This is a genomic window from Geojedonia litorea (assembly GCF_042654525.1).
Lineage (GTDB): Bacteria > Bacteroidota > Bacteroidia > Flavobacteriales > Flavobacteriaceae > Geojedonia > Geojedonia litorea.
Genome location: NZ_JBHSGP010000014.1, coordinates 694004 through 712979, shown reverse-complemented (window position 1 = coordinate 712979; position 18976 = coordinate 694004). Strand labels below are relative to the sequence as shown.

Annotated in this window: 17 protein-coding genes; 3 read left to right on the top strand and 14 right to left on the bottom strand. The window is 34.0% G+C overall.

Annotated features, from left to right (window positions below):
- Positions 1 to 2: 2 nt before the first annotated feature.
- From rfbA to ACFO5O_RS11045, 6 genes are read right to left on the bottom strand one after another with little or no spacing between them, the layout of a single operon-like run.
- A complete protein-coding gene (rfbA, locus tag ACFO5O_RS11070) occupies positions 3 to 860 on the bottom strand; it encodes a glucose-1-phosphate thymidylyltransferase RfbA (protein ID WP_387963743.1) in 858 nt (285 codons plus the stop codon).
- On the bottom strand, positions 860 to 1870 hold the full coding sequence (gene rfbB, locus ACFO5O_RS11065) for a dTDP-glucose 4,6-dehydratase (protein WP_387965119.1): 1011 nt from the start codon (positions 1868 to 1870) through the stop codon (positions 860 to 862). Before rfbB ends, rfbA begins: the two co-directional genes overlap by 1 nt.
- Positions 1870 to 2943, bottom strand: coding sequence for a hypothetical protein (locus tag ACFO5O_RS11060; RefSeq protein ID WP_387963741.1), 1074 nt, complete (start codon positions 2941 to 2943; stop codon positions 1870 to 1872). Before ACFO5O_RS11060 ends, rfbB begins: the two co-directional genes overlap by 1 nt.
- Positions 2944 to 2955: 12 nt before the next feature.
- Complete coding sequence (locus ACFO5O_RS11055) at positions 2956 to 4644, bottom strand: DUF6909 family protein (RefSeq protein WP_387963739.1); 1689 nt, start codon at positions 4642 to 4644, stop codon at positions 2956 to 2958.
- A 28-nt stretch (positions 4645 to 4672) separates the two neighbouring features.
- Positions 4673 to 6175, bottom strand: a complete 1503-nt coding sequence (locus tag ACFO5O_RS11050) for a GH3 auxin-responsive promoter family protein (RefSeq protein WP_387963737.1) — start codon at positions 6173 to 6175, stop codon at positions 4673 to 4675.
- Positions 6175 to 7041: a M23 family metallopeptidase gene (locus ACFO5O_RS11045; protein ID WP_387963735.1), complete on the bottom strand. Its 867-nt coding sequence runs from the start codon at positions 7039 to 7041 to the stop codon at positions 6175 to 6177. Before ACFO5O_RS11045 ends, ACFO5O_RS11050 begins: the two co-directional genes overlap by 1 nt.
- A gap of 115 nt (positions 7042 to 7156) precedes the next feature.
- Here ACFO5O_RS11045 and tatA point away from each other — a divergent pair, with 115 nt between their 5' ends.
- Positions 7157 to 7342, top strand: coding sequence for a twin-arginine translocase TatA/TatE family subunit (gene tatA, locus ACFO5O_RS11040; RefSeq protein WP_387963733.1), 186 nt, complete (start codon positions 7157 to 7159; stop codon positions 7340 to 7342).
- Between the two features lie 51 nt (positions 7343 to 7393).
- On the opposite strand, the gene ACFO5O_RS11035 is transcribed toward tatA, so the two are convergent.
- The 4 genes from ACFO5O_RS11035 to ACFO5O_RS11020 form a co-directional block, all read right to left on the bottom strand.
- On the bottom strand, positions 7394 to 8368 hold the full coding sequence (locus ACFO5O_RS11035; RefSeq protein WP_387963731.1) for a DUF4837 family protein: 975 nt from the start codon (positions 8366 to 8368) through the stop codon (positions 7394 to 7396).
- A 16-nt stretch (positions 8369 to 8384) separates the two neighbouring features.
- Complete coding sequence (locus ACFO5O_RS11030) at positions 8385 to 9938, bottom strand: lytic transglycosylase domain-containing protein (protein ID WP_387963730.1); 1554 nt, start codon at positions 9936 to 9938, stop codon at positions 8385 to 8387.
- A gap of 99 nt (positions 9939 to 10037) precedes the next feature.
- A complete protein-coding gene (locus tag ACFO5O_RS11025) occupies positions 10038 to 11225 on the bottom strand; it encodes a phosphoglycerate kinase (RefSeq protein WP_387963729.1) in 1188 nt (395 codons plus the stop codon).
- Between the two features lie 129 nt (positions 11226 to 11354).
- The gene (locus ACFO5O_RS11020) at positions 11355 to 12203 is read right to left on the bottom strand and encodes a T9SS type A sorting domain-containing protein (RefSeq protein WP_387963728.1); all 849 of its coding nucleotides are present in this window, start codon (positions 12201 to 12203) and stop codon (positions 11355 to 11357) included.
- A gap of 148 nt (positions 12204 to 12351) precedes the next feature.
- Here ACFO5O_RS11020 and ACFO5O_RS11015 point away from each other — a divergent pair, with 148 nt between their 5' ends.
- Complete coding sequence (locus tag ACFO5O_RS11015) at positions 12352 to 13509, top strand: DNA polymerase III subunit (RefSeq protein WP_387963726.1); 1158 nt, start codon at positions 12352 to 12354, stop codon at positions 13507 to 13509.
- Between the two features lie 20 nt (positions 13510 to 13529).
- Here ACFO5O_RS11015 and ACFO5O_RS11010 read toward each other — a convergent pair whose 3' ends face one another.
- The 3 genes from ACFO5O_RS11010 to ACFO5O_RS11000 all read right to left on the bottom strand — a co-directional run bounded on the left by ACFO5O_RS11010 (position 13530) and on the right by ACFO5O_RS11000 (position 17450).
- Positions 13530 to 15884 carry a TonB-dependent receptor domain-containing protein gene (locus tag ACFO5O_RS11010; RefSeq protein ID WP_387963724.1) on the bottom strand — a complete coding sequence of 785 codons (2355 nt, stop codon included), beginning with the start codon at positions 15882 to 15884 and terminating at the stop codon, positions 13530 to 13532.
- 70 nt (positions 15885 to 15954) lie between these two features.
- Positions 15955 to 16899, bottom strand: a complete 945-nt coding sequence (locus tag ACFO5O_RS11005; protein WP_387963722.1) for a FecR family protein — start codon at positions 16897 to 16899, stop codon at positions 15955 to 15957.
- 38 nt (positions 16900 to 16937) lie between these two features.
- Entirely contained in the window at positions 16938 to 17450 is a 513-nt protein-coding gene (locus ACFO5O_RS11000) for an RNA polymerase sigma factor (RefSeq protein WP_387963720.1), read from the bottom strand.
- 361 nt (positions 17451 to 17811) lie between these two features.
- Between ACFO5O_RS11000 and ACFO5O_RS10995 the strand changes: the two genes are divergently transcribed.
- Positions 17812 to 18204, top strand: coding sequence for a DUF6438 domain-containing protein (locus ACFO5O_RS10995; RefSeq protein ID WP_387963718.1), 393 nt, complete (start codon positions 17812 to 17814; stop codon positions 18202 to 18204).
- Positions 18205 to 18332: 128 nt separating this feature from the next.
- Here ACFO5O_RS10995 and ACFO5O_RS10990 read toward each other — a convergent pair whose 3' ends face one another.
- Positions 18333 to 18851 carry an OmpH/Skp family outer membrane protein gene (locus ACFO5O_RS10990; RefSeq protein ID WP_387963716.1) on the bottom strand — a complete coding sequence of 173 codons (519 nt, stop codon included), beginning with the start codon at positions 18849 to 18851 and terminating at the stop codon, positions 18333 to 18335.
- Positions 18852 to 18976 lie beyond the last annotated feature (125 nt).

Below are 18976 nucleotides of genomic sequence, written 5' to 3'. Positions count from 1 at the left end.
TATTATTTAATTTGCTGAAGATATTGTCCATAACCACTTTTAAGTAATGGTTTGGCCAGTTCATTTAATTGAGCCCTATTGATATATCCCATTCTATAGGCCATTTCTTCAATACAACCAATTTTAAGGCCTTGTCGTTCTTCAATAACCTGAACAAATTGTGATGCTTGCATTAGTGACTGAAAAGTTCCTGTGTCTAACCACGCTGTGCCTTTATCAAGTATTTGAACATGTAGCTTTCCCTGCTCTAAATAGGCTTTATTGACGTCTGTTATTTCAAGTTCACCTCTACTACTAGGCTTGATGTTTTTTGCAATCCTAATAACCTTATTATCATAGAAATAAATTCCAGGAACAGCATAATTTGATTTGGGCTGTTTAGGTTTTTCTTCAATAGAAATAGCCTTGTTATCCTCATCAAATTCAACTACACCATAACGTTGTGGATCATGAACGTGATAGGCAAAAATAACTCCACCATCTGGGTTATTTATTGCTTTTAAAGTTTGATCTAAACCCGACCCATAAAAAATATTATCTCCTAAAATCAGCGCTACGCTATCATTCCCTATGAATGCTTCGCCAATAATAAAGGCTTCAGCCAAACCATTAGGTTGTTCCTGAACAGCATACTCGAATTTACATCCATATTCACTTCCATTTCCGAGAAGTTCCCTGAATCTAGGCGTGTCTTTCGATGTAGAAATGATTAGTATTTCCTTTATTCCTGCAGACATAAGTGTGGTAATAGGATAATAGATCATTGGCTTATCATAAACAGGCATAAGCTGCTTACTAAGCACTTTTGTCAATGGATGAAGTCTTGTCCCAGAACCACCTGCTAGAATTATACCTTTCATTATTGTTTGTATTTTTCGATGTACCAATTTACGGTTTTTATTATTCCCGTTTCAAAACTTTCATTGGCTTTCCATCCAAGCTCTTTCTCAATTTTAGAAGCGTCAATAGCATATCTGAAATCATGACCTGGTCTATCGTTTACAAAAGTGATTTGTTCTTTATAGGAGCTTTTTTTTGGTTTCAATTCATCTAATATACCGCAAATGGTATTTGCTATATAAAGATTAGTGCGTTCATTTTTGCCTCCTATATTGTAAGTTTCTCCCGCTGTACCATTACGAAATGCCAAATCTATTCCCTTGCAATGATCCAATACATAAAGCCAATCCCTAATATTTGATCCATCACCATAAATTGGAATTGGTTCACCCGCAATCGCCTTTCTAATTATAGTTGGAATAAGCTTTTCATCATGCTGTTTGGGGCCATAATTATTTGAGCAATTAGTGGTAACTACATTTAATCCGTAAGTATGAAAATAACTCCTGACAAAAAAATCTGACGAGGCCTTTGAGGCGCTGTAAGGACTATTGGGAGCGTAAGGCGTTTGTTCAACAAACAGACCTTCTCGGCCTAATGTTCCGTAAACCTCATCTGTAGAAATATGAAGAAATCGATTGTTTTCACATCCGTTCTTGACATAATGTGGACCATCCATCCAATTATCTTTTGCAACATCTAAAAGGTTGAATGTGCCAAAAACATTGGTTTGTATAAATGCATTTGGATTGTTTATGGAATTATCGACATGTGATTCAGCAGCAAAATGGATCACTCCATTAAACTTATGTTTCTCAAAAAGACTTTCAACTAACGATCTGTTACAAATATCCCCTTGAACGAATGTATAATTTGAATAAGTACTAGCTAAATTTAAATTTGAAAGCTCACCAGCATAAGTGAGCTTATCTAAATTGACAATATTAATTTCAGGATGGCTTTCAAGATAAAACTCAACAAAATTAGAGCCTATAAAGCCTGCACCTCCTGTAATTAAAATTGTCATGATTAAATCTCTTCTTTAAAGCGCTCAAGGTATTTAAGAAATTGAAGTCCCATTAGCACTAATATTGTGATTGAAACAAATAAGAGCATAAAAAATTGCGTAAGACCTACGGTTATTCCAAAAATTTCAATATCCTTACTAACCACTCCTCTTTCTTGGGAGCTTGTTATTATCTCTAAAATTTGACTTCTATCTTGCTTATTTCTTTCTATTTCAACTAATTCTCTTCTAATTTCGATTTCGCTTTTATACAATTCAAACTCTTTGGTTTTATCGATTTGGTCAGACCCTTCAATAGTTATACTAGTTTGAGATCCTTTAGTATCCTCTTTTGACATCTCCAAAACTCGCTTGTACATTTTTTGTAAAGAATCAGACTTTATTAGCGCCTGCTTCAAAGCAAGCTCTCTATTATTAAGTTCTAAAAGATCTTTTTCGTTTTCTCTCTTAAAATATTCCGTTTGATTGATATTGTTAACAATATTGTTAAATATAAGAGTTGTATTAAAATTATGCTTGGCTTTAATTTTTATTTGTTGCTCAACAAATTCAGTAGGGTCAGTATTTTCAACGTAGGATTCATAACTAAAAATCGATCCTAAAACAGAGTCTAGCCCTCTTTTATAATAGTCATAGTTTTTGACCATTTGATTCTCTGTTATTATAGGCTCAATCTCAATTGATACTAATTCATTTGCTACATCCATGGTAACACCCAAAGCTTCTGCCACAGTTGACTTATCTCTCGCGTCAATTAACTCGTTATAGTAACTTATTAAATTGTAGAGATTTTTTCCTGTATTGTAGTTCTGTTTTACAATTACTGACGATTGATAAATTGGATTTGAAAATTTCTCTTTAACGAATCCAACGACTAAACCTAAAACGGCTGCAACTACTATAATAATTACATGCTTTTTAAAGAAAAAAACGAGCCATACAAAGGCTAAAAATAGGCTGTAAAAAATACGTCCGAAAAACTTAAAAAATCTTTCAAAAGCATTACCTATTAATTTGAACAATTGTCCTAAATCAACTTCCTCTGAATTATTCGGCTCTGGTAAATTCTTACTCATAACGGTAATTTATTAATTAAATATTTGTTGTAATATTTTTCTTGTTATTAAATAGGTGGGTTTAACTCCAGAAGTCCCAAGACCCCCAGATGCCAAAGTGCTCCCTGTCTCTAAAGGATTATCACTCGCGTAATAAGCATATCTAACCTTTACATCAGACCTTATGCTTCCTCTAACTTTTGATGCGGCCTGTATTGCTTTTTGGTAATGTGCTCCTTCCATTTCTAGTCCTATTACATTCCATGTAGAATTAAAGAAAAATTTTAGGATTTCTTTATTCTGGAGAGATGTTCCTAAAACTGTAATCATAGAGCCCTCACAAACAGCAACTCCTTGTCCTTCTAAATCAGCTTTTGAAAGCTCATTTGTAAAAGGATAATTATCTGCGGTACCTTCAAAAATATGTGCAGAAGGGATCATAATGTCTCCTTTGCCTCCTTCTAAAATACCTGCCTTTCCCATTATAGATATCGATTCTACATTAAGATGCGTTTTTTTGCCATTGACCTTGATAGGTTTCAACAGCTCATCAATAGTTTCATAGGCTTGTTCACCAAAAGCATAATCCATTACGAATATAACAGGTTTTTCTGAAGTGCTAAACTTCTCACTGACATTAATATCTGTTTTTGAGAAATCGATTTTCGCAGTATCAAAAATTTGAACATCAATGTTAGTCCCAGACTGATCTTCGATATAAATCATCCCTTTTTGTGTCGCCTCTTTGACTACCTTTTTTCTCAATGCTTCGTTGTCCTTTTGGCTTAAAGCCTCATAAATTTGAAACATATCCTTTTTAGGTTTCAAACTTTTTAGGGCGTTTGATGCAAAAACAGAATTCATAACACTATGCATATTGGCACTAATTACATGTATTGGGCGTTCTAATAAATTATTTTTATAAAGTACGTCTTTGATGTGATCCGCCCATATTTCGCCATGAATGTGATGGCCTAATCGTTCCCTTAATACTGGGCTAAAGGTCACAGTACGTTTTTTATTGTTGATGACTTCCTCAATTGCCAATTTTCCTAACCAATAAATGATATGAAGCAATCGGTCTGGGTGGGAAGTAGATGTGAACTTTTTATGGGCTTCAGTAAGTTCATTAAACGTTCTCCCTAAAATATTGGCCGTATGGGTAATGGCTATTTCGCGTTCTGGTTGTGTAAGCTCTTCTGCTGCCAATACTGCCTTTTCCAATTTTACCCAATCTCGAGTTGTGTTTCCAATGTCATCAATGAGAACACGCTTGCTGATTTTATGGGATTCAACAAAAAGAAACGTTAAATGGGTTAAAATATCATAGATTTCAGATCGCCCTCTTGTGATTTCAATATTCATCTGCTCATCATCTATGCGATAGCAGTTGCGTCTTCGTTTTGGAGGGATAATAGGTTTAAAGTGCGAATTGGCATAGCCTTCATCACTAGTTAAATTGATGAAAGAACATTCTTCAATACCCTTGGGTAGTCTATCAATAACATAAAGAAGACCTTCTAACTCCGCTTTTTCTTCTGCTATTGAACCGTATATTTCAGGGCGCAAGAGTAATAAGGCCTCTCTTAATGTCTCTCCCGAAACTCCCATTGGTTTATAAAACCCACGATTAAACAAATGCCGCATGGTGATGTACATTCTTTCTATGGCATTAGAGCTCTCTTGAGCCCTTGTTCTTTCATGGTGTTTCTTTTTGTTCATATAGTGTATTTGACGAGCAAAGATAATACTATTTAACCAATTTTAACTCTGATAAAGCATCAGCAATTTTACGATCATTTGAAAGTCTAGGTATTTTATTCTGCCCACCTAATTTTCCAATGGATTTCATGTAAGTCTGAAATCCAAGAGGTATAACTGGGGTTATTTTTAAAGTTTGCAGAACATTCCCCTTAATTAAATCAAAATAATAACTATTTTGTTTTTGAAGTGACTGATCTAATTCATTTGCTAAAGCAGCCATGTTTTCTGGTTCATTTTCAAATTCTATGAACCATTCATGGTAGGGCAGTCCTTCTTTAGGATTAATTTGTGGGGCTACTGTAAATTCGGTTACTCTAATATTTGTGTCAAACGTTGCTTCTTGAAGTGCCTGTTCTACTTCTTTCCCAATGACGTGTTCCCCAAAAGCTGAAATAAAATGTTTTATGCGCCCAGAAACTATAACGCGATAGGGTTTAAAAGACGTAAATTCGACAGTATCGCCTAAATTGTAGGCCCATAGGCCAGCTGTTGTAGACACAATCATTACATAATTAACCCCTAACTGTACATCCTTTAAAGTTAAACGCCTTGGGTTGTTATCAAAATATTCATCGGCTTTTATAAATTCATAGAAAATGCCTGAATTCAACTGCAACAACATTCCACGCTCATTTTGTTTATCCTGAAATGCAAAAAAACCCTCGCTTGCTGGGTATAACTCAATACTGTCCACCTTTCGGCCAATAAGGTTTTCAAACTTTGCTCTGTAGGGTTCGTAATTAACACCACCAAAAATGAACAGGTTGAAATTCTTGAACACATCACCAACATTTTTTCCTGTCTTTTGTTGAATTTTTTCAAAATACATTTGTACCCAAGATGGTATACCAGAAATGACCGTCATATTCTCCGGGAGTGTTTCTTTTACAATAGCATCTACTTTGGTTTCCCAATCGTCTATACAATTTGTTTCCCAGGATGGCATTCTGTTTTTTTGAAGATATTTAGGCACATAATGGGCAACTATGCCTGAAAGCCTTCCAAATTGAATGCCGTTCTTTTGCTCTAAAATTGGACTTCCTTGAAGAAAAATCATTTTACCATCCACAAATTTGCTGTTCCCAGTTTCGGCGATGTACATCAAAATAGCATTGCGAGCGGCTTCAACATGGGTAGGCATGCTTTCTTTAGTAATCGGTATGTATTTGGAGCCAGAAGTTGTTCCTGAAGTTTTGGCGAAATACAAAGGTTTGCCTTTCCATAAAATGTGTTCTTCTCCATTTACAGACCGCTCTACATACGGTCTTAAATCTTCATAATCACGCACTGGAACGCGTTTTACAAAATCGCCATAGGAGTTGATGCTCACAAAATCATGATCCTTGCCAAAAACTGTTGCCGCTCCCTCGCTTATTAAGTTTTGGAACACTTTCTCTTGTGTTTCAATAGGGTTATTGGCCCATTTTAAAACCGATTTCCTTATTCGTTTTGCAAAAGGTATAGCCAGTGCAGATTTTATTGATAGCATTATTTAAAGTCTATAAAGTTTGTTGGATTAACTGGATAGCCTCTACTCCACAATTCAAAATGCAAATGTGGCCCAGTAGTGAGTTCTCCCGTATTACCCGCCATTGCAATTACTTCTCCTGCTTTTACCAAATCACCTTGTTTTTTAGTTATTGAACCATTGTGCTTATAAACTGAAATAAGTTCATTGCTGTGCTCTATTATAACTACATAGCCTGTTTCGGCAGTCCATTCAGCAAAAATTATAGTGCCATCAGCAGTTGCCTTTACTGGTGTGTCTTTAGCAACGACGATATCTACTGCATAATGTCGTTCTTCTACATTATAAGTTTCGGAAATTGTTCCATTTACAGGTGGAAAGAGGATAAAATTTGAGGATAAAATGGCTGATTCAAATAAATTATATTTATCCTCTTTATCAACCAAATCTCTCAACAAAGAATCTTCTTTGGCTGGTTTCAAATTAATAATATTTATATCCTTACTTGCTGCCTCTATTATAGAATCCTTGTTGAACTCAACCATTTTAACATCACCTGTTAACACCCGTTTTATGGATTGATAATACTGGTCGTTCATGCTAATGACATGTTGCAAGGAATCAGTTTTGTAATTGAGTTCTGTAGCTTTTTGTTTCAGCGCTGTTGAAGAATATCCAGGTATAAACTCTCGTAACGAGGTAAAGGCAATTAATAAAATTGTTGAGGTCACAAGTAAAATAGAAGAAAGCGCCACAATAACAAACACATTGAGACGAGTTAATTTCATTGCAAAACGCTCTTCAAAAGTGTCTTCGTTTAAAATGACCAAGCGGTATTTATGCAGTAGCTTTTTAGCGAATTTTTTTTCTTTCTTCTTTGCTGTCATTGTAGCACAAAATTAAATAAAATTAGTGCAAGTTAAAGTACACTTGGTTAAAGTTTGTTTTTAAACGTTTAATTTGAAGTTTAATTATTAAATTTGCAATTCAAATTAGAAAATTATGATCGCATCACATCTGTTTTTAGCAATTGGTCCATGGCAAATCGTTTTGGTTGTTTTGGTTGTTTTATTATTGTTCGGAGGTAAGAAAATACCAGAGCTTATGCGCGGTTTAGGTAGTGGTATCAAAGAATTTAAAGATGCCAGCAAAGACGACAGCAAGTCTTCTACAGACAAAAAAGAATAAAAAGATTAATATCTTAATAAAAAAGCCAGCGTTAACGCTGGCTTTTTTGTTTTATTTAATTTTCACCGACCTAATAATAGATTCCAATTCAAACATATAATCCCGTTTTTGAACCGATGGAGCAAAAACATACCCTTCAATAATTAGATATCTCCCATTAACTTGATCTTCTATGGCATAATTGATAAAAGGTCCCGACATAAAATCGTTTTTAACATCCCAAATCCCCTTTGTTTCTAACGTAGGCTTGTTATCTATGATGGTTTGGAAAATGTAAGGAGAATAAGCGCTTTCTGTAGCCATATGAGCACCTTCAATTCGTCCTGGAATATGTTGTTCTCCAATAGAATCTCTCAATTTAACTATATCAACTACGGCACTATCTCCTTTTCTTATGGCATCTAGTGGCACTTGATACACCAAAAGGTCCATTGTTCCTGTTTTTGTGTCTTTACGTATCCAGAAAAAACCGTCTTCTTCTTTGGCAATACGATACACCGAAGAAAACTTGAGATCGATACCTAAATTTTCTTCTAATGGCTTGTCATCAAATAATGATAAGGCTATACGCCTTTGTTGCTCTTTGAGTTCAACTTTTTTAAACGCGTCAATGATTTTCTCTGCATTTGAATTAAGTTGTTCAATTATTTCGGTATTAGTTTCGCCTGTAATTAAAGCTAAAACTTGTGGTTTTGCATACACATCACTTAATATTTTAGTGTCTGCCGGTTTTCCTTTCTCAATTTTAAGAATGGTCCTGTTTTTAGTCGTGAACCCAGAGAAAACTTGAGTTGGCATTTGACTTAGATCGAAAATGGGTTCGTCTTGTGGAAGGCCTTCTAACGGAGCTGCTAATACGTCTCTAATGGCCTCACCAACGTTGTCTTCCCATAGTAAGTTGTCAACTACAACCGACACATTGTTTATGTTTCCTGAAGAATTTGGTACTATGCGTTTGTTTTTTGATTCTCCTCCACAGGCTACTAATAACACTGTTAAAGTGAGGGCTAAAAAGGTGTTTTTCATCGATTAATTTTTAAAATTATTTATTGGAAACAATAAGTGTCATCCCAACGGTTAGTTTTGTACCACTAATATCGTTCCAATCTTTAATATTTTGTACCGAAACTCCAGGAAATTTTTGTGATATGCTCCAAAGCGAATCTCCACTTTGTACCTTATAAGTTTGCTTTCCGTTAACCTCAATAGTTTTAGGAGCCGTGGTTTTAACCACCGTTGAAGCGGCTGCCGATGGGTTTCTGGGATAAATGGTTAGGCGCTGACCTATTCTTAAATTATTACTTCGCAATCCATTCCACTGTTTAATCTGACTCACTCTTACTCCATAAATTCTTGCAATTTTCCCTAAATAATCGCCAGATTTTACTCTATAAATTGTTTTGGATTCAGAATCGAAAAATTGAGGTAGCGGTTTTTCGCGTTTATCAAATTCTGATTTAACATAGGCATAGATCTGCTCTTCGTTGTTGACAAACTTTCCTAAAGCATGCTTGGGCAACCTTAATGCATAGTTTTCTCCCTTTATATATGGAATGATATCTAATTTATATGAAGGGTTCAAAAATTGTAATTCTTCTACAGGCAAATCTAATAATTCTGAAACCTGATCAAGAGTAATCATTTGTTTAACCTGAATCGTATCAGTCTCAAAATACCTAAAATCAGGTTTGATCTTTTTGAAGCCGTGCTGCTCGGCAAATTCAAAAATATACATTGTGGCCAAAAATGCTGGTAAATAACCAGCCGTTTCACGCGGTAAATAGGGCCTAATATTCCAATAATTTTGATAGCCCCCAGATCGTCGAATAGCTTTGCTTACATTTCCGGGTCCAGAATTATAGGCGGCCAAAGCTAAATCCCAATCCCCAAAAATTTCATAAAGTTTCGCTAAATATTTACTTGCCGCATCTGTTGATTTAATAGGGTCGCTACGTTCATCAACATAGCTACTTACATTTAAACCATACATTTTACCTGTAGCAAACATAAACTGCCAAAGGCCTGTAGCGCCAACCCGAGACTTAGCTCTTGGTTTTAACGCAGATTCAACAATAGCTAAATATTTAAGTTCTAATGGAACATCATGATTATCCAACTCCTTTTCAAACAACGGAAAGTAGAACTCACTTAAAGCCATTAAGCGCTCCAAAGACTGTCTTCGATGTTTTAAATAGGACTTAATTACACTTTCGAGCGAAGGGTTGTATTCAATGTTAAAAGGCGTTTTAGCATTTAGAATTTCGAGTCTTGCCTTTAAAGTGTCTGTTAAAAGTTCTGGGTAATCAACAGGATCATATGTAAGTTCTGAAACAGAAGTATAAATACTATCAAAAAGACTGTTGCTATAAAGCTCTTCTAACCACTTTTGATCAACATCTTTAGCAAGTTGATAGTCCTCTAGAGAATTTATGGCTAAAGAATCTAGAACGGGAGAAATAACTGTTTTAGAAACAATTTTTCCATCTATTATGGTGTCTCTTGCAGGTGGATTAGGTTTTTTAATGCCTTCTTGGGCGTTACAAATTCCACATAAACACAAAAGAAAAAACACATACGTTTTAAGTCCTTTATTCATTATTCCCTATTTTATTAATCAACGAGGGATAAGCTAAAATCGTATTTTTTAGATTAAAATGAAAATTAAGCAGTTTGTTTAACATTATTACAATATAACTTAATCTAATATTGCGGCTATTCCTGGAAGTGTTTTTCCTTCAAGGCTTTCTAACATAGCTCCTCCACCAGTACTCACATAGCTCACTTTGTCTTCAAATCCAAATTCTTTAACGGCTGCGACAGAATCTCCTCCACCAACTAAAGAAAATGCTCCGTTTGCTGTAGATTCGGCTATAAAATTCCCTAATTCAATTGTTCCATTGGCGAAACTTTCCATTTCAAATACACCGAGAGGACCATTCCATAGAATGGTTTTAGACTGAAGCACAATATCTTTAAAGCTCTCTAATGATTTTGGTCCTGCATCCAGTCCTTGCCAACCTTCAGCAATTTGGTAAACATCCATTATTTTAGTATTTGCATCATTACTAAAAGCATCAGCTGCCACCACATCAACTGGTAAATGAATTTGTACATTTTTTTGTTTAGCTTGCTTTAAAATGCTCAATGCTAATTCCATTTTGTCGTCTTCACAAATTGAGTCTCCAACACTCCCTCCTTGAGCCTTAACAAAAGTAAAAGTCATTCCGCCTCCTATAATTAAATGATCTACTTTATCTAAAATATTCTCTATGATTGTGATTTTAGAAGAGACTTTAGCGCCTCCTAAAACTGCTAATACAGGTTTTTCGCCGGTTTGCATTACTTTTTCAATGCTTTCAATTTCTTGCGCTAAAAGATGACCAAAGCATTTTAATTTAGGAAAAAACTCTGCTACTATGGTAGTTGAAGCATGCGCTCTGTGTGCTGTTCCAAATGCATCATTTACATAAACATCTCCTAGCACTGATAATTTTTTTGCGAATTCTTTATCTCCAGCTTCCTCTTCTTTATGAAATCTTAAATTTTCAAGTAATAAAATTTCACCGGGTTGTAATTGTTTGGCTGCTGCTTCTACTTCAGCCCCAATACAATCACTAACAAATTTAACTTCAATTCCCAAAACGTCCTCTACTTTAGAAACAATATGCTTCATTGAAAATTCATCTTGAACGCCTTTTGGTCTACCGAGATGGGACATTAAAATACAACTACCTCCATCTTCCATGATTTTGACTATTGTAGGTTTTGCCGAGACAATTCTTGTGGCATCAGTTACCTCAAATTTTTCATTTAACGGTACATTAAAATCTACTCTAATTAATGCTTTTTTGTCTTTAAAATCAATATCGTCAAGCGTTTTCATGGTATAATATTATTAATAAAAATGTATAAAGAAACAAGGTTTTTTAGTTTTCGAAACAAATATAAATGAACAATCCGAGTAACTTAATAAAAAGTCACTCGGATTGTCAATTTTTTTATGATGTTATAGTTACTTATTGATTATTTTAAAGGTTTGTGTTACTTCTCCAGACTGAACTTTTACCAGATATAGACCACTTGTGAGGTTAGTGATGTTTAAGGTCATTTCTGTAGAACTTCCTTTTTGGCTAAACACTTCCTTGCCCAACACATCATAAACGGCGGCTTTATCTAAAGTGGTTTTAGCCTTCATTCTCAACACGCCACTGGTTGGATTAGGTCCATAAGTAAATCCTTCAATAAGGTTATCCTTGGTTGATAAGGTTTGTGATACCACTTGAAAATCATCAAAGCCTAAATATTCATTCCCGTTTTGATAAATAACAAGTCTCATTCTCACAAAACTAGGCCCAGTTGGAATTGTATATTTTACTTCTTCCCAACCTCTGGAGTTAAAATTACCATTTTGGTTGGTTCTGAACACATCGGCCATATAATCATATGTGGACCAGTCGGTTCCGTTGTTATAAGACAGTTGATAATAAATGTAATCGTTTTTATCAATTCCCACATAATGTATTCTAAATGACATCTCTGCTCCTAATCCTCCAATATAAATTGGGTCAAAGGTTAAAATGTGCTCTGGTGAAGACTTTCCAGTATAATTTTCAGAATATTCATTATCTAAATCTCTTCCGGCTAAATATGATGTTCCTGAAAACGGGCCACGAATTCGTCCGTTAGAATTAGACTTTTGTGCCCATAAATCAGAACCGTTGCCAAAGTCGTAAAAAGGAATATTTGATGTATAGGACCAATTATCCTTTTGTTGGTTATCAAACCCTTGTCTGGTAACCTGACCTATTACGTAGAAAGAATTTACAACTAATAATAGCAAAAATAGTGTAGTCTTTTTCATGGTCTTAATTTTAAATAATTAAAAACTAATAGATTAATGAGGGACTCAAACTTAAAATAAAATTTACTCTACACCCCACAAAAGTCGATGACTAACCTTTTATTTAGACTTAATGCATTTGAAAGCATCTATTCTACTATATTTGTTCATGCTTTTTTCAAAAATTTTAGGTCAAGAACACATTAAAAGTCACCTCTTGCAGTCTGTAAATCATGGCAGAGTTCCTCATGCACAGTTATTTGTGGGTCCAGAAGGGAGTGGTACTTTACCCATGGCAATAGCTTATGCTAAATGCCTTTTGACAGCTAAAACAGAGGCTCAAAACGATATTCAAACTGTTAAAAAAAATACAGAAATTGATACTTTTTCTCATCCAGATCTACATTTTGTGTTCCCTGTAAATTCTAACGATGAAATAAAAGTTAAACATCCAACAAGCAAATACTTTTTAGACTATTGGAGAAAGTTTCTAGACGAACAGCCATATGGAAATTTATTCGATTGGTATAAAATTTTGGGTATAGATAACAAACAAGGAAATATTAGTGTTCATGAGGCTGCAGACATATATAGCGCCCTTTCATTGAAAGCTTATCAAGGCGGATATAAAGTCATGATTATCTGGATGGCAGAAAAAATGAATTCAGAATGTGCTAATAAGCTTCTAAAGTTGGTGGAGGAACCGCCTAACAAAACAGTTTTTATTTTGGTTGCAGAAGATGAAGAACAAATTATCAATACTATTAGATCTCGCTGTCAACTTTTACATTTCCCATCATTATCTGAAGATGTAATAAAAGAAGGATTGATGAATAATTTTCAGCTAGGCGAAACCGAAGCTGCTAAAATAGCTCATCAGGCCAATGGAAACTATAATAAAGCTTGCGATTTAGTATATCAGGATTCAGAAGATATACAATTTGAAGAATGGTTTGTGTTTTGGATACGGAGCGCATTTAAGGCCAAAGGCAATAAGAGTGCTATACACGACTTAATTACTTGGAGCGAAACGGTTGCAAAAACAGGGCGTGAAACCCAGAAACAGTTTTTACAGTTTTGTCTCAATTTTTTCAGACAAGCTATGTTGCTTAACTACAGTGCGACTGACCTGGTTTATCTTGAGCCAAAATCCAATGGCTTTAAACTTGAGAATTTCGCGCCATTTATTCATAATGGTAATATCATTGAAATAAGTAATGAATTAAGTGAGGCGATCTACCACATAGAACGAAATGGGAATTCGAAATTAATTTTAACAGACTTGTCTATTAAACTTACACGTTTACTTCATAAAAAACCAGTCTAAATAATTTCTACAAGTATCACTTAAAATTCTACTCTAAATACAAGATTTGGCGTTATGCCTAATGAAATTTTATTAATTTCGCGTAAAACCTCACCATTATCCATGGTGCTTTGACGCTTTTCGTAAGTTCTACTTAATATGTTTTTCTGATTGTATAAGTTTAGAATTGATAAACCAAGCTTTCCTTTCCAGCGTTCATTATTTGAAATATTAAATTTATAGGTCGTCGAAATATCAAGTCTATGATAATCGGGTAATCGGGCTCCATTAGTATCATCAAATACAATTACAGAGCCATCTGGCGTATCCATGATACCTGTTGCCATTGTATAAGGAATTCCTGTTCTCCAATTCCAGCCCAATGAAACATTAAAGTTTTGCCATTCGTAGGTGTGCGACCATGTGACCTGATGAGTGATATCTGCATTACCAGGAAATGCTTCACCATTATTTATATTACTAAACTTAAAGTCATTATCTATTAAAGCATAACTTAACCAAGTTCTATAATTTTCGATACGCTTTTTTACTAAAAGTTCAAGGCCTAGAACGGTACTTTTCCCTTTAGAAAAAAAATCGTCCTCGTTATTAAACCCTAAAGTAAACGAAGTAAGTCCTTTTATGTTTTTATAAAATCCTTCAATGTCAATATTCCAACCGTCTTTATTAAATACAAATCCCGTAGTGAGTTGGGTACTTTTAAGTACGGGAATTAAGTTGCCGTCTGATAACGCCCATATTTGATTTTCGAGACCAAAATCTTTTGTATTAAACTCTACGACTTGACTTACTGCCTGATGAAGTCGTTCGGCAGAAGCTTTGAACTTAAAGTTCGAATTTAATTTGGTTTCAAGTTGAAATCGAGGTTCAATAAAAAACCTATCAAGTACCGAAAAGTAACTACTTCTCAAACCCAGATTGAAAAACCATTTATCTTTTACTTTGTATTGGTAGTCCGCATAAATAGCATGGTTATTATTCGTATCAATATTGGTTTCACTAAAATTATCTTCTGGGCTTTCACTGTCTTCAAAGCTTAAAAGATATTTCACTCTACTTGATGAAAACTGATACCCGAAACCAATAGAAGACTTCTCTTTTACAGCCCAATTAAGGTCATATGAAACCCCAAGGTCATCAATACCATTTTCTTTCGCTAATTCATCATTAAACTCGTCAGTAATACTGTTACTACCAACATACCCTAAATCAAAACTGGAAAAGTAACCGCTAACCGCATGGGACAATTTAGGGTTATAAATATGCTTCCATTTTAAACTTGTACCATGATTTGATATGTCTAATTTGTCTTGCGAAGCTTCATCGTATTCTTCAATTAAAAATCCGTAATCTAATTTATTTTTGGTAAACAAAGTGCTAACCGTAATTTCATTGTTTTCATTCGGTTTTACTATTGCCTTAACGGTAAAATCAGTAAAATAAAATAAGTCCTTGGTGGTGGTTACTTGGTCATCTTCAAAAACTTTATTCCCTTCAGAAATTTTAGTGTCTTGAAAAACGCGTTTTGATAGATTTTTGAATGTTTCGCTATTGTAGATATCATTTATAGAGCGTCTAGCTGACACGATAATTGCTGTAGATTCGCTAATTGGTGCTTTTACAAAGGCATCCATGTGTGTCATATTAAAGCCTAAACCACCTTGTAGCTTTTGAGGAAGTTTATTGTCTGAAGAAATGTCGATGACTCCAGAAATTCTATTTCCGTATTTTGCTCTAGTCCCATTTTTATACAGTCTAATGTCTTCAGTTATATAGGGATTAAAAGCAGAAATAGTTCCAAAAAAGTGACCTGAATGATACATTTTTATACCATCCCATAATACAAGATTTTGATCGGGTGTACCTCCTCTTATGTATACACCTGATGCTGTTTCTGTAGGACTTTGAACTCCAGGAAGTAGTTGAATGCTTTGCAATACATCAGGTTCAGTTAGCCCGGGGAGAATTCCTAATTCTTTTGGTGAGACCGATATTGACGCATCGTCGCTAACCTTATTAATTCCTGATGTTATGTATTCATTAATTACTATTTCTTGAAGAAGTTGGGTGCTTGTTAAATCTGTTTTTGGAAGTCGTTTAACAGTGTAGTATCGATCTGATTCCTTTCTGAATTTAATATTGATTTGAGTTTCAATAGCAATAAGGATGTCTTCTAAAGTCACATCTTCAGATTGAAAGGTGACAAATTGATTGATTACTAAATCAGAATTAAATGAGAATTTAACATTAAATCGATTCTCTAAATCAATAAAAACGTCACTTAAAGAAATATCGTTATAGTTTACCGAAACCTTCTCTTGAGATACAACATGAAACGAAAACAAAAAAACAATGATGGTTAGTACTAACTTCATTTACTCCCAATTAATCCAAACAATATTTAAATTTAAGATAATATTACTAAAATTAATTGGTAATATAAACCTACTTGTTAGGATTAGAAAGAATAATTGTGTTGTTACCTCCAGAAGTGTATCTAATTTCCATAGGTGTCATAACGGTTTTCAAGGCAAGGTTTAAATCTTTATGAGTAAAACCGCCTGTGAAACGGCTGTTTAAATCTATCTTGGAAACGTCAAATTTAACTTTAAATTGGTTCTGTAATGAAATGACAACTTGCGACAATGGCGTGTTATGAAACGTACTTTCACCTAATAACCAGTTTGGTTCGTCTACACTGTAGGTCCATTGTTCAAGCGTTTTGTTAACGATTCTAACAGCATCACCAGGAGCGAGCACGACTTCATCATTTGTGGAACTACTTGTAACTCTAACACTTCCTTCTTGGCAACGCACTTCAAAATATTGCGCTCTAGAGATTACATTAAATTCTGTACCGAGAACTTCAACTAAACCTTCGTCTGTATATACTTTAAATGATTGTCCTTTTTCGACATCAAAAAAGGCTTCACCCTCTAGATTTAATTCTCTATTATTTTTCCAGTTTCGAGATTTAAAATCTAATTGTGAATTGGCATTAAGTTGTACATTGGAATTATCTGGTAGCACCACTGCTAATTGTTCTCCAAAAGAGGTTTGGTAATGTGATGTTGTATTCAAAACATAAAATAATCCAAATGCAATAATCACAGATGCCGCAGCAGCATAAGCCCAATTTGGGAAAGGCTTTACTACTTTGGTTTGGGGAAGACGATCTTTAAGTTGTTCTTTTATTCGGTTAAATAAGGCTTGTTCATCAAATTTAGGGCTTTCTAAGTTTTGAGAGGCTTCATTAATTTTATTAAGAACTGGATAGTCTTTAGATGCTTTAAACGCTTTTAGCTCTTCGGGGGTTAGGTCTCCCGAAATCCATCTTGCCAAAAACGTACTATCTTGGTTAAATTTCTCCATTTTTGAATGTTCTTTCATTAATAAAACAGTTGGTTTGTATTTTACCCTACTTTTTTTTAAATATCCCCTAATTTGTCTCTTAATATTACAAGTGCTTGACTCATACGCTTTTCAACAGCTTTAACTGTAATATCTAATAGTTCGGATATTTCAGAATATTTTTTCTTATCTATTCTACTTAATAAAAATACTTCTCTCTGTTTCTCTGGTAGATCCGCAATTACTTTTTTGAGTTTAACCATGAATTCTTTCTCTTCTAATAAAAATTGTGGTGTTTCATTCGTTCTATCATTTGAAGAGTGAGATTGATGTTGCAATACTATTTTTTGATGCGCTACCTGATTTAAAAATAAATTTCTAGCTACAGTAAATAAATACGACTTTGCCTTTTCATATATAATACTAGAGCAATTGTCCCAAAGTTTTATAAAGGCATCTTGTACAATATCTTCAGCCTGTTGAGTATCGCCTCCTTTGTAATAAATAAAATTAAATAGTGTTTTGGAGTAGGAATCAAAAATATACTTATATGTTAATTCCTCGCAAACAGATTTGGTGTTGTTATTCATATGCGCCTAATGGTATATGGCTTAAACATCAAATTTAAAAAATTTAAATAAAAAAGTAGGGTAAAATACAAACCAACTGTTTTATATATAAACCGGGAGCTTTAAGCCCCAATAAAAGCTTCTGGTTACTTGCCCCAAATTTCAAGTTTACATTTAGCCTACTGTTATTTTAAATGAATATCAACATATTCAATGGTTGTAAGATCTGATTGTCTAGACCATTTTGGAATACTTTGATAGGGTCCGAACAAAAGGACAAATTTATAGTTAGAGAATTTGCGTCAAAGCATCGCCCCCAAATCAGTAAGTCTTTGGCGCAAATTTACTAGCTTATTAAAACAAACAAATCAAGAAAGATCTTATGACTTTATTGACATCATATTTTGTGAAAAAAGAAAAAGAAGTATACAACACTAGCGATGCCTTTTTGAGTTTATCAAATGGAAGGTGTTTGGCTGCGTGTCCAGTGTATGATCTTTGGATTTTTAAAGATGGAAGAGTTATTTATAAAGGTATTGAAAATGTTGAAAAAATAGGTGTTCACAAAATGTATTTGTCAATGGAGGCTCTTAAACATTTAGATTTATTACTATCTAAAATGAGTACCGAAGATATTGGAGGTATTAGAGAGCGAAAAAAACCATTGCGTTTATTAAAATTTAAGGGCAAACGTATTGTTTATCAATCAAATAGGATAAGTGGAAGTCTTTTAGAGCTCGACCAGTTATTTAAATCAATAATAAAAAGTTTGTAGCAAATTACAAGCTGTAAAATAAACAGATAAAAGAAATTAAATGAGGGTTTAACTTTTATTGTTTAGCCTCCGTTAACACCTAATTAGCGGAGGCTTTTATTTTTGTACAGATTAAGTAAAAAACATAATTAGTTCTTTTTGTAATTAGCATTTAAAGCATCGATTATTTCTTGGGTAAGATCAAGCTCTTCAGCTCCATATAAAACCGATGCTGCATTGTCACTTGTCCCTAAAATATAAGTATAACCATTATTCTTTCCATAATCTTTAACAAAGCTCTTCACTTTTGTAATAACCGAATCTATTTCTGTTTGATAGGCCTGTTGTATTTGTTGTTGCTCAAACTGTATTTGTTGCTGCAGCATTTTTTGTTTTTGACCCAATACCTGATACTGCTCCTGTTGTTTACTTTGTGAAAGAGACGCTAGTTTTAATTGAAAGTCTTGAGCTTCTAATTGAAACGCCTTCCCGATACTATCAGTTTTTAACTGAAATGCTTGTTCTTTTTTGGTGAACTTTTCTTCGATATCCTTTTTCTCTTGATATTCGTTAATCATTTTACCATTGTCAATAAATCCAATTTTAGATTGATTTTGGCAAGAAGCTAAAATCAATACAAGTAAAACGAAGATGCTGTTTTTTTTCATTATAGGAAATTTTAAAATTTTTGCAAATGTATGAAAGTGTATAAGAATTTTAGCTATTTATTAATCTATAGCTATAATATATCGTATTTTCTATTTTAATAACTTATGGCTATACAAAACCATTC

Coding starts and splice junctions, on each gene's coding strand:
- rfbA (WP_387963743.1), bottom strand. CDS start 860: ATGAAAGGTATAATTCTAGCAGGTGGTTCTGGGACAAGACTTCATCCA.
- ACFO5O_RS11060 (WP_387963741.1), bottom strand. CDS start 2,943: ATGAGTAAGAATTTACCAGAGCCGAATAATTCAGAGGAAGTTGATTTA.
- ACFO5O_RS11055 (WP_387963739.1), bottom strand. CDS start 4,644: ATGAACAAAAAGAAACACCATGAAAGAACAAGGGCTCAAGAGAGCTCT.
- ACFO5O_RS11050 (WP_387963737.1), bottom strand. CDS start 6,175: ATGCTATCAATAAAATCTGCACTGGCTATACCTTTTGCAAAACGAATA.
- ACFO5O_RS11045 (WP_387963735.1), bottom strand. CDS start 7,041: ATGACAGCAAAGAAGAAAGAAAAAAAATTCGCTAAAAAGCTACTGCAT.
- tatA (WP_387963733.1), top strand. CDS start 7,157: ATGATCGCATCACATCTGTTTTTAGCAATTGGTCCATGGCAAATCGTT.
- ACFO5O_RS11035 (WP_387963731.1), bottom strand. CDS start 8,368: ATGAAAAACACCTTTTTAGCCCTCACTTTAACAGTGTTATTAGTAGCC.
- ACFO5O_RS11030 (WP_387963730.1), bottom strand. CDS start 9,938: ATGAATAAAGGACTTAAAACGTATGTGTTTTTTCTTTTGTGTTTATGT.
- ACFO5O_RS11025 (WP_387963729.1), bottom strand. CDS start 11,225: ATGAAAACGCTTGACGATATTGATTTTAAAGACAAAAAAGCATTAATT.
- ACFO5O_RS11020 (WP_387963728.1), bottom strand. CDS start 12,203: ATGAAAAAGACTACACTATTTTTGCTATTATTAGTTGTAAATTCTTTC.
- ACFO5O_RS11015 (WP_387963726.1), top strand. CDS start 12,352: ATGCTTTTTTCAAAAATTTTAGGTCAAGAACACATTAAAAGTCACCTC.
- ACFO5O_RS11010 (WP_387963724.1), bottom strand. CDS start 15,884: ATGAAGTTAGTACTAACCATCATTGTTTTTTTGTTTTCGTTTCATGTT.
- ACFO5O_RS11005 (WP_387963722.1), bottom strand. CDS start 16,899: ATGAAAGAACATTCAAAAATGGAGAAATTTAACCAAGATAGTACGTTT.
- ACFO5O_RS11000 (WP_387963720.1), bottom strand. CDS start 17,450: ATGAATAACAACACCAAATCTGTTTGCGAGGAATTAACATATAAGTAT.
- ACFO5O_RS10995 (WP_387963718.1), top strand. CDS start 17,812: ATGACTTTATTGACATCATATTTTGTGAAAAAAGAAAAAGAAGTATAC.
- ACFO5O_RS10990 (WP_387963716.1), bottom strand. CDS start 18,851: ATGAAAAAAAACAGCATCTTCGTTTTACTTGTATTGATTTTAGCTTCT.